This window comes from Vagococcus elongatus (assembly GCF_003987645.1).
GTDB classification, from domain to species: Bacteria; Bacillota; Bacilli; order Lactobacillales; family Vagococcaceae; genus Vagococcus_A; species Vagococcus_A elongatus.
Genome location: NZ_NGKA01000006.1, coordinates 124,609 through 139,026, shown reverse-complemented (window position 1 = coordinate 139,026; position 14,418 = coordinate 124,609). Strand labels below are relative to the sequence as shown.

The following is a 14,418-nucleotide window of genomic DNA, read 5'->3' as shown; positions in this document are numbered from 1 at the left end:
ATCCAGGAACGCCTTCACAAAGGGCTCTTAACGAAAACTCTAACGGTTTACTTAGAAAAGATGGACTACCAAAAGAGATGGACTTTAACCAAGTCAGCCAAACCTTCATTTCCAGTGTAGCGAATAAGCGCAATCACATTCCAAGAAAATCATTGAACTATCAAACACCGTTGGAAGTATTCTTGAGTTATGTAGATGAAACTGTTTTGTCTAGCTTAATTTGACAAATAATATAATAACAAAGATTTTGTCTAAATAGGAATTTAGATTTGACAAGGGCAAGATTCTAAATAGCAAATTAAGTTAATTAAATTATCTTTTTTCGCATGACTCAAAAGTACTTCCTGTGGTATTTTATAATTCAATGATTTTTTTATATACAATTTCTCTTAGAACTGATTTCAAAAACGACTATTAACTGACTCCTCTGAAATTCATCTTCTTATGAAACCTCATCCTGAGAAGAATTCCGTTAGAATTTTCATTCGCTGGTTATTGAGAACATATCCCAGAACTTAGGAAGCAAATATCTATATGATACTAGTTACAACTTACCTTCCATTTCTAAATTTTTTGAACTCAAATATATTTGATTTAAAAGCGTTCTTTGGGAAGTAATCAAACTATTGAAAAAAATACTCCATATCAGAAACCTTTCGTATCCAAAAAACATTGTAACCAAATATACAGTAACACTGTACATTCGAACTGTATAGTGTAACTATATATTCGGGAGTGATTCTATATAATGAAAACCAAATTACCTTTAACAGAAACTGTTTTTTATGTTCTTTTAGCATTTCAAAAACCTAGTTATGGCTATCAAGCTATTAAGAATATCGAATTAATGAGTAGAGGAAACGTCAGAATTGCTGCTGGAACCATGTATGGAGCAATTGAAAACCTTCTAAAGCAAAACCTAATCGTTCCAATTAATTCAGAGCAGGAAAGAAGAAAAATATACATTACAACTAAACAGGGAACACAACTATTAAAAATGGAAGTGCAGCGAATGAAACATTGTATAAATATTTTTGAAAAGCCAAAAGGAGAACATTATGATACTTTTCAACAATTGAAAAAGAAGAAGAATGGTTAAACAGGTTATTACAGAAAGGATTAATACTAATAAAATCAGGTTATGGATCTTATCAATTCACCTCTACAACAAATAAAAATAGTATTATTAAAATTGACGTCAGAAAATTTTCAAATGAAATTGAAAAAATTGATTATATTCAATTTTTAGAAGACTCTTACTGGACTTCAATCCCCAATAATCAAAATAATGGAAAATTTTATTTTATAGGAGATAAGACTAAAGTAAATGAGTTATTTTCAGATAATGAGTCTAAATATGAACGAGAAGTACGAGCTAGAAATGGTCTTATTTCAACAAACTTTGTAACTTTTATATTTTATCTGCTTATATACTATAATGATACCGATAAATCAGTGTTAATGAATTTTAAAAATGCTTTTTTTACTCCGGGAATATGGCAAAAAGAAGGTGCTGCTTTTAAAAAGGTATTTTTATTTGAGTTGCCCTTAGCTAGTATGAGAATCTTCTTTTCCATATTTCCTATCTTGTTATTATTTTATTTCTGCTACCAACTATATTTAGTCCAAAAATCCATTAATAAATATAAGGAAGCATAATGAATTGCTGTAAAAACTAATCCAAGTTATCTCTGTATAAACACAATGAAAAATAACAAAAAACATATAGAGGGTTTAAAAAAATTGTTTACAATTCGTAAAATCTTTTAATGTTCTTAGCACTGATTTACTATATTTGGTCTAGCCTTAATTGACAAATAAAATTATCAAACACCATTGGAGGCATTTATAAGTTATGCAGATAGAGACGCTTTATCTAACTTAATTTAACAAAAAAAAAAATTAAAAATTCCATGAAATCATTTTTTAAATCAGTGATTTCATGGAATTTTTTCTATTTTGAATTTTTTAAGTCAATGTCTTTTAAAGAATTTTCATCACACACACTTTTGAAATATTACCCTACACTACTTCCGCTCCCAATGTGCCTTTGAAATGCTCTAGCGCCCACTCATGCCCTACTTGATTAAAACTGGCCACACCTTTTTCATGAATCACAATCTTATATCCTAAATTATACGCATCAATGGCGGTATGCAAAACACAAATATCCGTACACACACCTGTAATATGGAGTTCTTTAATGCCCCGTTCACGAAGGCGGATATCCAAATCCGTCCCGCTGAATGCCGAATAATGACGTTTGTCGATCCAGTAAACATTTCGCTGATTCTTATGTTTTTCATAAAATGTGGCTAAGTTACCATAAAGTTCACGACCATTAGTTCCAATCAAATTGTGAGGAGGAAATAATTTGTTTTCAGGATGAAACTGGTCTTCCTCATCATGCCCATCAATAGGAAAGACGATATAATCTTCTGAATCAGCAAATCCCTCTGCCAATCTGACAATTTCTTCCTCAATTTTTTGTCCCGGTTCCCCAGTGGTTAATCTGCCCTCAGTTGCAACAAAATCCCAAGTATAATCTATTATTAATAAAGCTTTCATCTATCTTCTCCTTTATTTTCAACAAGACTCAACGAAACGAATGACCATTTCAGCGGATTTTTTCCCTGCCTCAATAATAAAATCGTCAAAGCTGACAGAGGCTTCTTCATCAGCCACATCACTGATGGCTCTGATTACTGCAAAAGGGACTTGGTATTGGGTGGCGACCTGGGCAATCGCGGCTCCTTCCATCTCCGTTGCCAAAACATCTGGAAAAATGGATTTGATTTCAGCGATTTTCCCCTGATCAGCAATAAAGCTGTCTGCCGTTGTAATTAATCCCTTTTTTACAGTCATGCCTGTCTTTTCAGCCGCTTTCAAAATCTTCTCGACAACTTCCTTATCTGCTTCATAATATAGCGGCATGCCCGCCATTTGACCTTTAGCGTAACCAAAAGCGGTCACGTCCACATCATTATAAGCCAATCTATCGGAAACAATCACATCACCAATAGAAAGCCCCTCGCCAATCCCTCCAGCTGAACCAGTATTGAGCAGAACATCCACATGATAATGACTGACTAGTAAGGTTGCTACCATTCCCGCCATTACTTTGCCAATCCCTGATTGAACGACGATAACCTCATGCTCTCCAATATAACCTTGATAAAAATGACTGCCTGCTTCTTCCCACATCTTCATTTCCAGCAGACATTTTTCTAATACAACGACTTCTTCAGCCATTGCACCAATAATCCCAATCCTCACTTTTCTTTCCACCCTCTTCATCAGACAAAAAAAACAAAAAAGAATAAAATCAACAACAACAATATCACAACAGCAATGGCTTTGATTAAAAAGCTGCTTCGTCGTTGAACTTTAGTCGTGGTGGCCGCTCGAGAGCCTGTCACTTCTTTTTGTTTCTTTTTTTCTTTTGCAAATTGTTTTGAAATTTCTTCTTGTTTTTTTTCAAATTCTTTTTTCAACACTTTTGCAGTTGCCTTTGGCTCATGACCATTTTTTTCTTTCAGTTCTCGAATTTTGGTCCGCGTTAACAATGGCTCCTTCTTTCCCATTGTTGCTCCACTCCCTACTTCTTTCTTAATTGTTCCAATTCCCAATATTGTATCGCCATAATTGTTTTACTGTCAAAAATCGCTTTTGATTTGATTAATTCCTTTGCCTCAGCTAAAGTCACAAATTGCAGCTCTATACGTTCGTCCTCATCCTGATCAGCCGGACGGGCGACCGGATATAATCCTTTGGCTTGATACAAATAAAGAATTTCATTAGCAAATCCCGGCGATAAGGAAAAGTCATATATAGCTTCCATTGATGAACAACCTAGCCCTGTCTCTTCTTCTAATTCACGGATGGCAGTCTTTCTAGGGTCTTTTTCATCTCTTTCGATTTTCCCGGCAGGAATTTCCAGCATCGTCCTTTCAAAAGGTTTGCGAAATTGTTTGACTAAGATTAACTTTTCATCTTCAGTAATGGCAATGATTCCCACGCCTCCGGGATGAAACACTAACTCCCTTTCAGCCTGTGTGCCGTCTGCCAAGACAACTTGATCCACCGCCACAGAAATAATTTTTCCATTAAAAACGTTCTCCCGCGAAACTGTAGTTTCAACGAAGTCCTTTTCTTCCATCATTTGATCCACCTCATGCTTTGCCTATTATCCCTATTATTCCAAAGGTTGATGGAACATGCAATAAAAAGATGTGTTTAAATAAAAAATCAACCCTACGACTGATGGAAATTAAAAACCAGTCTGTGATAAAATGAGTACAGTGAAACAGATTGAAAACAGATTGGAGCGACATAAAAATGAAAAATAAATTTTTTAGAATATTTATTCCCGTACTTGCAGTCATCGGATTGATGACGGTCTTTGGTAATTTCTACTACATGGACACCATCATTTCCCTTGCCATTTTCTTTGGTATTGTTTTCTTAGTTATCAAGCTGCTCTCGAGAATAAATAAAACCGGCGACACAAAAGATAACTTGCCAAACTTATCCTCTGAAAAACATCAGCACTACCATGACCTTGGTATGAGCGATCAGGAAATCACTTTTTTTAGAGAAACTATGAACACTACCAAAAAACAAATTGTCAAACTTGAACGCAACATGAACAGTGTGCCGAAACTCAAAGCTATCAGTTTGCGCAATGAGACGATCAAGGTCGCAAAAGCTATGTTTAAAGAGCTCGTGAAAGAACCAAACAAACTACATTTGGCAGACGGTTTTTTATATAATCATTTGCCTAATTTAGTTGAATTGACCACAAAATATATTGAAATCAATCAACACGATGTGAAAACAAGGAATTCCTTTGAAGCCCTTGATAAAAGTGCTAAAATGATTGATAAGGTATCACAATTGCTGTTAGCAGATTATGAAAAATTTGTGTCCGACGATATTGAAGATTTGGATGTTGAATTGACCATCGCCGAGCAAAATATCTCTCGAAGTGAGCAAAAAATCACTCCAGAGACAGATGACACAGACCAGAAGGAGTAGAGAAACAAATGACAGAAGAAATCAAAGAATTTCCAACAAAAAATGTTCCGACCGTAGACAATGCATTAGATGATTTGCTAAGCAATCCTTTTGCTGATCCTGATGATGCTGCAATAAAAATGGTCCAAAGTAAAGATATCCAAGGATTGGACACGAATAAAACAGCACCAAAATTAATTGATAAGTTAGAGCCGGAAAGACAGGAGCAAGCAAGACAGCTAGCTGCTCAAATCGATGTCAATGATTCCCAAGCTGTGATGAGTTACGGTTCGGCTGCGCAAAAAAAGCTGGGTGAATTTTCTCACTCTATGCTGGCCCATGTTCAAAACCAAGATTTAGGACCTGTAGGAGATTCTTTAAATGAATTGATGTACCGCTTAAATGAAGCCAGTCCTGAAGATTTAAAGGCTCAGGAACGTAATATCTTTAAGAAAATGTTTGGCAAGGTCAAAGAATCGATTTATGAAATCACCGCCAAATATCAAAAAATCGGTGCTCAAATCGATAAAATTGCTGTTAAATTAGACAGAGAAAAAAATGGTTTACTAAGCGACAATGTGATGTTGGAACAGCTTTACCATAAAAATAAAGATTACTTTGATGCATTGAATATTTATATTGCTGCTGGAGAATTGAAGAAAGAAGAGCTAGAAACTAAATTAATTCCCCAAGCCATGGACAAAGCTGAAGCTACCGGCGATCAGATGGACGTCCAAGTTGTTAATGACTTAAATCAGTTTTTAGACCGCTTAGACAAGCGAACTTATGACTTGACGTTGGCACGCCAAATCACGATTCAACAAGCACCGCAAATTCGTTTGATTCAAAATACAAACCAAGCGTTGGCTGAAAAAATCCAAGCATCGATCAATACTGCTATTCCTCTATGGAAAAACCAAGTAGCTATTTCTCTGACGCTGCTGCGCCAAAAAGATGCTGTGACTGCCCAGCGCCAAGTTTCTGAAACAACCAACGAATTACTGAAGAAAAATTCAGAAATGCTTAAAATTTCTGCCATCGAAACGGCAGAAGAAAATGAGCGAGGCGTGGTAGATATCGAAACATTGCAGCAAACTCAAAACGATCTCATCGAAACGATTCAAGAAACTATGCGCATTCAGGCTGAAGGAAAAGAAAAACGCCGCATGGCAGAGCTTGAACTAGCTGAGATGGAAGAAGAATTAAAAAACAAACTGTTAGAAGTAACCCAATCTGCCAATCAATAACAACACTTAACGTTCGTGCCAATCATTTGGTCACGGACGTTGTTTTTTTTATATAAAAAATCGCTGCAGAGAAAGCGTTCAGCTTTTCCTCTACAGCGACTCTTTTTAACAAATACGAGCCAAATCGATAAATTCCTCCAGCTAAAGTCGGTCAGTTGATTACTTTTGATTCTGGAAACAATAAATCTAAGACATTTTGTGTCAGTCTGACACCCTCCCCTTGGTAAGGAAATACGTGCATATGCATGGCAGGATTAAAATTCGCCTCAATGATGCCATAGCTGTTTTTAGTTTCATAAGGATTGACTTCTTTATCAGGAATGATTAAATCAATGCCTGAGATTTTTGCACCAAGAGCTTCCACTGCAGCCACGGCAATTTCCTTGTATTCGTTCCTGAAATCATTTGTAACATCAAGACTATCACCGCCAGTACTCACATTGGAATTTTCCCTCAAGTAGACGATGGCATCTTTAGGCAGGACATCATCCACTTTATATCCTTGTTCTTTCAACATCAGACGTTCAATTTCCCCCAGCTGAATAATTTCCAGAGGTGAACGGTGGTGAGTCCCCCGCAAAGGATCTTTATTTTTTTCTGTCACTAATTCTTGAATGGTGGAAACACCATCACCTTTAACATTGGCGGGTACTCGCAGCATGATCGCCTCTGTCTGCCCATCGATGACAAAGAAACGATATTCCGTACCGGAAATAAATTCCTCCACCAGCACCTCGGAATCTTCTTTAAAAGCAATTCTCAAAGCTTCTTGATAGGCTTCAAAGCTAGCACCGTCTTTAAAAATGCTGATACCTATCCCATAGTTGGTGGACTTGGGTTTGATAACAATTCCTTGAGACTCAAACTGGCTATAAGAAGCAAGGGCTTCTTCCAGTGAAGAAAACTCCTCGCCTTTAGGAACACGAAAACCAGCTTGACTTAAAATTTTCTTTGTGACGGTTTTGTTCTCCATGATAAGTGGCACCACGTATTTATCTTTACTGGTCATGTTTCCATTTTTGACATACTCTATTTTCCCTGCATAAGAGAGCTTCAAAAACTGGTCATGGCGGTCCAGCACTTCTACTTCTATGCCTCGTTGCAACGCATCAAACATCAAAATTTGAGTAGATAATTCCATATCACGAAAACCAGCTAGTTGGTAAGGTTTTTCCCACGCAGCATTGGAATAAGCCTGCCCTTGGGTCACAGCCAAGTCTTTGTTTGTCAGACCATCATCAAACAGCACTTGCATTTTACCGGACAGGGTTTCTTCGGGTTGCTCTAACATCTTTAACGCCCTGTCTATCAACACTACCCATGAAGGCTTGCTATCTAATACTTTTAGCATCTCTTTCATTCCTTCGAGGAGATTTTTCCCTTCTTCTTTCAAGGAGGTCTCACTCAACGGATGTTCAAGGGAAACTTGATCATTCAAACGCGTACCATCTTTAAGCAGCTGGTCCAAATCATCACCGCTGTCCTCAAGCCAAAGCATATACATTAAGAACACTTGGAAAAACTCGATACCTTCCAGTGCAATACCATAAGGTGCAAAGGGGTCAAGATCGATGTTGCGAATCTCTACATATTGAACACCAACTTCTTTTAAATCCGCCACTTGTTTTCCACCACGCAAGCGCACAGGAGAATAAAATTCTTTTTCCTCTGACAAAACGCCCTTTTCCACTAAATCTTCAATATCCTGAATGTACTTTTCGATGGACTGGTAGGAAACAAACACCTCTTCATGATTCGTATAACCATAAGGACTGTTGCGAAGACTTCGCACTGGTTCACGGGGACTTTGGTCTTCCGTAAAGTATCTTGGTTCAGAAACTGGAGAAGCCCCATACAAGTAGGTAATCAGCCAGCGGTAACGCAAATAATTTCTGGCAACTTTTAAATAAATCTCTGTCTTGAACTTTTCAATACAGGTAAACTCTGTCTGCACCGCAAAAAGTGCTTCGATAAATTTAGTTGAAAATTCAAAATTATAGTGAATTCCGCTCACCATTTGTTTTCTTTTGCCATAAGACCGTGCCAAATAACGGCGATACAGTACATCTTCAAAACGGTCCAACTTGGCAATCACGATATCTTCTTCCAACTCCGGCAACTCTGGAGGCATACTCAAGGGCCACAGCATCTCATCTTTATTCATGGAACGCAGTGCCACTTCATGAATAGCACCTAAATAATCTAGGACTTCCTGAGCAGTTTCCACTGCCGGTGTGATTAACTCTATTTGTGTTTCACTAAAATCCGTTTGAACCGTTGAGTGAAGGCTTCGATTGCCCAAAACTGCTGGATGATCTGTCTTGGCGAGCTCTCCTGTTAAGCTTACCCGCTGACTTTCTTTTTCTAATCCAAAGCGTGCCTTTTTAAACAACGGTCGTATATTTTCCTGTCGCAAATATGTCTGCATGCTTCTCACATTACCACCTCATCATTCAATTAATTCTTGTTCATTATAGCATTATCAAAGAAATTAATCCTAGAATAGGATTAGTCTCAGTCAATTTTATTTACCAAAGAAAAATTAATAGTTAAACGCACAGCTGTTACTTAGTTGACTATTAGTTACTAAGATGACAAGAAAAAATCCCCGACAGCCTAAACTATCGGGAACTGATTTATTTTATTTTTTTTTGTGATTTATTCACCCAAATATTGAAAACTGCCTTAGAAATTCATTAATTGTTCCCATTAGAAACAACCAATTCCTTAAACAAACCGTAGATAAATTCATTAGGGTCAAAAGGCTGCAAATCGTCGATACCCTCTCCTAATCCCACTAATTTCACCGGCAAATTCAACTCATTACGAATCGCTAAAACCATACCGCCCTTTGCCGTTCCATCGAGTTTTGTTAGAACTATGCCTGTCACATCTGTGGCCTCTTTAAATTGTCTGGCTTGAACCATGGCATTTTGGCCTGTGGTAGCATCCACAACTAACAAAACTTCATGAGGACCGTCGGGAATTTCCCGCTGGATGATTCGATTGATTTTTTCCAATTCTTTCATCAAGTGCTGTTTGTTTTGCAAACGTCCGGCAGTGTCGACTAATAAAATATCGGCTTGTTCATCTTTGGCCCGTTCCAGTGCATCAAACACAACAGATGCCGGATCGCTGCCGGCTTTTCCGCGGACCACTTCAACGCCTGCCCGTTCCCCCCAAACTACCAGCTGATCGATAGCACCAGCACGAAAAGTATCAGCAGCCGCCAGCAAAACTTTTTTGCCTTCCTCACGGTATTGGTTTGCCAGCTTGCCAATACTCGTTGTTTTACCGACACCATTGACCCCCACAAAAAGAATCACAGTCAATTCATTTTCTTTTAACTGAACATCGTTTTGTTCTTCTGCCCCTTCCGCTTCATAAATCGATACCAATTTTTCCACGATAGCATTTTGGACTTCTTCTGGTTTTTTAGCATTTCTCAATTTGACTTCTTGACGTAACTCATCAGTAATTCTCATGGCTGTTTGAAAACCAACATCGGCAGTGATCAGAGTTTCTTCTAAATCTTCAAAGAAATCTTCATCCACTGAACGGAAATTCGCCATCAATTCGTTCATCATCTGACCAAAACTTTTTCGAGTCTTCTCAAGACCTTTGTCCATTTTTTCGAGAGACTCAGTAACTTCTACTTTTTCTTCTCCCTTAAAGACATTTTTTAATTTATTAAAAAATCCCACAAAAACGCCTCCTTATCTCTTATTCAAAACCCATTTTTCGATGGCGTATGCCACACCATCTTCATCGTTGCTTTTAGTTGTGACAGTGGCAGCACTTTTTACTTCATCCGTAGCATTTCCCATCGCTACACCTGTGCCCACAAGTCTAATCATCGGCAGATCATTTTCCTCATCCCCGATAGCCATCATTTCTTTGGTTTGGATATTTAAAATCTCACCCAAATGTTTTAGACCGGCTGCTTTAGAAACTTCTTTATGAACAAACTCGAACAAAAACTGTCCTGAACGAATGATATTGTATTGTTCATGATATCTCTCAGGAATTCTACCCATTTGAGATGTAAGATGTTGCACATTTTCACTGGCACAAACCATTTTATTGATTTTCATTCTGTCATCAAAAGTTTCTAAATGCTTGTCTTCAAACACCAATAAACTGTTTAATTTTTGGTAGTAAGAAGGAAATGCCGGTACATCTGGTTTGACATGAAAAACTTTTTTTGCTGTGACTACGTTTAAAGATAACTGTAAGTTGTAAGTCAACTCATAAACTGTTCTGACATCTTGTACTGTCATAATCGTTTCAGACAATATTTCCCCTGTGTCATTTTTTTGAATCAAACCGCCATTCAACGTCACAGTGTAATCTCCCGGGTCCATCAAATTTAATTCTTCCAAAAGAGGAGCCACACCCATCAAAGGCCTGCCGGTACACACGACAACCTTGACACCTGCATCTTTGGCATTTTGAATCACTCGTTTATTTTCCTCGGAAATCTGCTTTTGACTGTTCAACAACGTCCCATCTAAATCAATCGCTACTAATTTAATCATAGTTCTCCCTTTTCTTTTTTATCATGCTTCTAATGCTTTCAATTCACTTGCCTCTTCCAGTCTCACCGATACGATTTTGGAAATTCCCGACTCCTGCATTGTGACACCATACAGCACATCGGCAGCCTCCATCGTCCCTTTTCGGTGAGTGATCACAATAAATTGAGTGGCTTTTTCAAATCTGCTTAAATATTTCCCAAAACGTGCCACATTTGCTTCATCCAAAGCCGCTTCCACTTCATCCAGAACACAGAAAGGCACTGGTCTGACTTGAATAATGGAAAATAGTAAAGCTATCGCCGTCAAGGCACGCTCTCCTCCTGACAACAGACTCAAACTCTGCAGACGTTTTCCCGGAGGCTGGGCGACGATTTCTATCCCTGTGGTCAGCAGATCATCAGGATTTGTTAATACCAAATCCGCATGACCTCCTCCAAACATCTGCGGGAAAGTTTCCTGAAATTTCTCACGAATCGCAACAAACACCTCGTTGAAACGTGCCTTGACCGTCTGATCCATTTCATCCATTGTTTGGAATAAGGATTCTTTTGCCGCCAGTAAATCGTCTCTTTGCGTGATTAAAAATTCATAGCGTTCAGAAACTGACTCGTACTGCTCGATGGCAGAAAGATTGACCGGTCCTAAAGCTTCAATTCTGCGTTTGATTTTCTTTGTTTCTTTTCTCGCTTCTCCTAAATCTCCATCAAAGGGATAGTTTTTCTTCGCCCCTTCAAAGGTGATGCTGTATTCTTCTTGCAGATGATGCAGTCCGCTGTCCATTCCATTTTCTGCACGGGACAATTTTACCTCGAACTGGGTTTTCTTTTGTAATAAGCTTTGTTGATTTTTATTGGCATCTGCTAACTGTTCATCTAATCGAGAAATTTTCTGCTGAACCTCTTCCCGTTGGTTTTTCAGTTTTTCCAACAATGACTGGGTCACTGTTTTTTTCTGTTGCAAGTCCCCCATCAATTTGATTAGAGACTCTTGGCTGATTTCACGGGAACTGTTGTCATCCGTCAGCAAATGGAGCTGGTCATGGAGCTGGTCCCGTTCGGAAATGATTTCTGTCAGCTGCTGCTGTTTTTGCAGCAACTGTTGTTCCAAGTGGCGGATATTCTCATCCAAGGCTGCCAGCTGTCCCTGTTCTTCCCGAAGTTTTTCATGGGATTCTTCCCGTTTCACTTCGAGATTTTCCGCTTCACTATTCGTTTTGCCCATAGCTTCATCTAATTCTGCCAATTGTACTTTATATTTTTCTGCTTCCATCATCAACTTTTCTTTATCAGTTTCATAATGGTTCAAGAAGTCAGCCAAATCTTTGGTTTCATACTGAAACGCTGTTTTTTCTCGAGCCGTCTGTTTTAATTCTTGTTCGACTTGCGCCAGATGACCTTTCAGCGTTTGTTCTTTCAGACGTGCTTGTTCACCTTTTTCACGCTTTTTCTCAAGTGTTTGGATTAATTCAGTTTCTTGCCCTTTCAATCTTTGAACTTGTTGTTCACGCTCTGTCAACGTACGTGTCATCTGATCGATTTGCTTCGTTAATTCCTCTAGTTCTCCCGACATGGACAAAAGATTCCCTTTTTTGCCGCCTTTAGTTGCACCGCCAGTCATGGACCCTCCCGGATTCATCACGTCTCCCTCCAAGGAAACTACCCTGAAATGATAACCTGTCAACTTTGCCAGACGGTTAGCTGATGGCAAATTTTTAGCGACGACCGTCATCCCTAGCATGTTTTCAATCACAGGTCTGACCTCAGAATCGCAAGCCACTAATTCGCTGGCAATACCGAGAAAACCTGTCTCTTGAGTCAACTTTTCTAATTGTTGTGCATTGATTCGGCGTGGCTTGATCGTTGTCAACGGCAAGAATGTTGCCCGTCCCAGTTTTTTTTCTTTTAAAAATTGAATACCGGCCCGACCGCTCGCCTCATCCTTCACGACAATATTTTGTGCTCCTGCCCCTAGGACAGTATCGATTGCCACCACCAAGTCTGCCGGCACTGTTAAAAGCTCGGCAACCGCACCAACGATGCCTGAAATAGCTTCTTTATTTTTCAAGACAGCACGTACCCCTTGATAAAAACCGGTATAATTTTCTTGCAATTCTTGCAGACTTTTCTGCCGAGCTTTGGCCTGCTGCAAAATCCCCATGGCACCATACATGCTTTTTTCTTGTTCGGTTAGCTGTTGTTTCGTCTGTCGATGTCTTATTTGGACTTCTTCATAATCTTTAAGAAGAGTTTGCAAAACAGCTTCATGTTCTTCGTTGTCTGAGACGGCTTCTTGATGTTTCTCCTCTAGGGTTTTAATCTTGGTATTAATTTCTTCACGCTTTGTCATCATTTGCGCATTTCTCGACGATTCCAGCTGGTATTGTTTTTCTAAATGTTTCAAATCATTCGTCACATTGGCTTGCTTTTGCATGATTTCTACATACTCGCTGCGAAGCTCTTCCAATTGTTCCTTTGTCGATTTGCTGTAATGTTGTACCAGCGCCTTAGTATGGGCAAACGTTTCAGCTAAGACCTCGCGTTTTTCTTTTGTTTCACTCAAGGTGTGTGTCAGCTTCTCTTGTTCCCCAAGGATATGTTCTTCTTTCATCTCTAGTTGGGCTAACTTATCCTGATAATCTTGAGTGATTTTTTCAGCATTTTTACTGCGTTCGATAAAAACATTTTTCTGTCCTTCTGTTTTTTCATACTGCTCTGTAATCGTCAGCAAATGCTGCTGTTCCTCATCCAACTGTTGTAAAAGCTCTGTCCGTTCTTTCCTTAACTGTTCCAATGTTTCATCAAAACAATTTTTTTGTGATTCAAGTTCGGTCAGTTCTCTTTCCACAGACTGCAAATTCTCAGTTTGCAACTCCCAAACGCTTTTAAACTCTTCGATTTCTCTCACTGTAGCGCCAATATCCACTGTTGTTAAACTTTTCTTTAATTCAGTGTATTCTTCAGCAGTTTCACTTTGTTCTTTCAGCGGTTCCAGTTGGGCTTCCAACTCATAGATAATGTCTTGCACACGGTTGAGATTATCTTCTGTCTCAAACAACTTATTTTCTGCCTGTTGTTTCCGCTGCTTATACTTTAAAACTCCCGCCGCTTCTTCAAAAATCCCCCGGCGTTCTTCCGGCTTGCTGTTAAATATAGCCTCAACCTTCCCTTGGGAAATAATCGAAAAAGATTCTTTTCCTAAACCTGAGTCAGTAAACAAATCCACAATGTCTTTCAGACGGCAGCTTTGCTTGTTGATATAGTAATCACTTTCTCCATTACGGTTTAGACGCCGAGTCACACTTACTTCGCTGAAATCCAGCGGCAAATAATGGGACTCATTGTTTAAGACCAAGGTAACTTCTGCGATATTTAGGGGTTTGCGTTTAGCTGTACCTGAAAAAATGACGTCAGGCATCTTCCCTCCGCGCAAATTTTTCGCTGACTGCTCACCAAGCACCCAGCGAATCCCGTCTGTTATATTGCTTTTGCCGCTGCCGTTTGGTCCGACCACTGCCGTCAAGCCTTGATCGAATTCAATAATGGTCCGTTCAGCAAAAGATTTAAATCCTGCTAATTCTATTCTCTTCAAATACATTGAGTCATAGACTCCTTTCAACT

13 protein-coding genes are annotated in these 14,418 nt (G+C 38.8%); 5 read left to right on the top strand and 8 right to left on the bottom strand.

Going from position 1 to position 14,418, the window contains the following annotated elements; genetic code table 11:
* From CBF29_RS05530 to CBF29_RS14235, 3 genes are all read left to right on the top strand, one after another.
* Positions 1-224: transposase (locus CBF29_RS05530; RefSeq protein ID WP_425469887.1), on the top strand; the 224-nt coding region annotated here is incomplete at its 5' end.
* Between the two features lie 524 nt (positions 225-748).
* Positions 749-1,099 carry a PadR family transcriptional regulator gene (locus CBF29_RS05525; RefSeq protein ID WP_211334253.1) on the top strand — a complete coding sequence of 117 codons (351 nt, stop codon included), beginning with the start codon at positions 749-751 and terminating at the stop codon, positions 1,097-1,099.
* Positions 1,075-1,659, top strand: coding sequence for a DUF2812 domain-containing protein (locus CBF29_RS14235; protein WP_126808265.1), 585 nt, complete (start codon positions 1,075-1,077; stop codon positions 1,657-1,659). Before CBF29_RS05525 ends, CBF29_RS14235 begins: the two co-directional genes overlap by 25 nt.
* A gap of 363 nt (positions 1,660-2,022) precedes the next feature.
* On the opposite strand, the gene CBF29_RS05515 is transcribed toward CBF29_RS14235, so the two are convergent.
* From CBF29_RS05515 to CBF29_RS05500, 4 genes are read right to left on the bottom strand one after another with little or no spacing between them, the layout of a single operon-like run.
* Positions 2,023-2,568: a cysteine hydrolase family protein gene (locus CBF29_RS05515; RefSeq protein WP_126808247.1), complete on the bottom strand. Its 546-nt coding sequence runs from the start codon at positions 2,566-2,568 to the stop codon at positions 2,023-2,025.
* An 18-nt stretch (positions 2,569-2,586) separates the two neighbouring features.
* A complete protein-coding gene (locus CBF29_RS05510) occupies positions 2,587-3,276 on the bottom strand; it encodes a 5'-methylthioadenosine/adenosylhomocysteine nucleosidase (RefSeq protein WP_126808245.1) in 690 nt (229 codons plus the stop codon).
* A gap of 20 nt (positions 3,277-3,296) precedes the next feature.
* Complete coding sequence (gene macP / locus CBF29_RS05505; protein ID WP_126808243.1) at positions 3,297-3,584, bottom strand: cell wall synthase accessory phosphoprotein MacP; 288 nt, start codon at positions 3,582-3,584, stop codon at positions 3,297-3,299.
* 14 nt (positions 3,585-3,598) lie between these two features.
* Positions 3,599-4,162 carry an NUDIX hydrolase gene (locus tag CBF29_RS05500; RefSeq protein ID WP_126808241.1) on the bottom strand — a complete coding sequence of 188 codons (564 nt, stop codon included), beginning with the start codon at positions 4,160-4,162 and terminating at the stop codon, positions 3,599-3,601.
* A 176-nt stretch (positions 4,163-4,338) separates the two neighbouring features.
* On the opposite strand from CBF29_RS05500, the gene CBF29_RS05495 reads away from it, so the two are divergent.
* Both CBF29_RS05495 and CBF29_RS05490 read left to right on the top strand, forming a co-directional pair.
* Positions 4,339-5,037: a 5-bromo-4-chloroindolyl phosphate hydrolysis family protein gene (locus tag CBF29_RS05495; protein WP_126808239.1), complete on the top strand. Its 699-nt coding sequence runs from the start codon at positions 4,339-4,341 to the stop codon at positions 5,035-5,037.
* Between the two features lie 8 nt (positions 5,038-5,045).
* Positions 5,046-6,263 (top strand): toxic anion resistance protein, encoded by a 1,218-nt coding sequence (locus CBF29_RS05490; protein WP_126808237.1) that lies wholly within the window; start codon positions 5,046-5,048, stop codon positions 6,261-6,263.
* A 151-nt stretch (positions 6,264-6,414) separates the two neighbouring features.
* Here the strand turns inward: CBF29_RS05490 and gshAB are convergent, their stop codons facing one another.
* The 4 genes from gshAB to smc all read right to left on the bottom strand — a co-directional run bounded on the left by gshAB (position 6,415) and on the right by smc (position 14,395).
* Complete coding sequence (gene gshAB, locus CBF29_RS05485) at positions 6,415-8,700, bottom strand: bifunctional glutamate--cysteine ligase GshA/glutathione synthetase GshB (RefSeq protein WP_425469886.1); 2,286 nt, start codon at positions 8,698-8,700, stop codon at positions 6,415-6,417.
* A gap of 259 nt (positions 8,701-8,959) precedes the next feature.
* The gene (gene ftsY, locus CBF29_RS05480; RefSeq protein ID WP_126808232.1) at positions 8,960-9,967 is read right to left on the bottom strand and encodes a signal recognition particle-docking protein FtsY; all 1,008 of its coding nucleotides are present in this window, start codon (positions 9,965-9,967) and stop codon (positions 8,960-8,962) included.
* 12 nt (positions 9,968-9,979) lie between these two features.
* Positions 9,980-10,801 (bottom strand): Cof-type HAD-IIB family hydrolase, encoded by an 822-nt coding sequence (locus CBF29_RS05475; RefSeq protein ID WP_126808230.1) that lies wholly within the window; start codon positions 10,799-10,801, stop codon positions 9,980-9,982.
* A gap of 21 nt (positions 10,802-10,822) precedes the next feature.
* Entirely contained in the window at positions 10,823-14,395 is a 3,573-nt protein-coding gene (gene smc, locus CBF29_RS05470) for a chromosome segregation protein SMC (RefSeq protein ID WP_126808228.1), read from the bottom strand.
* Positions 14,396-14,418: the final 23 nt, after the last annotated feature.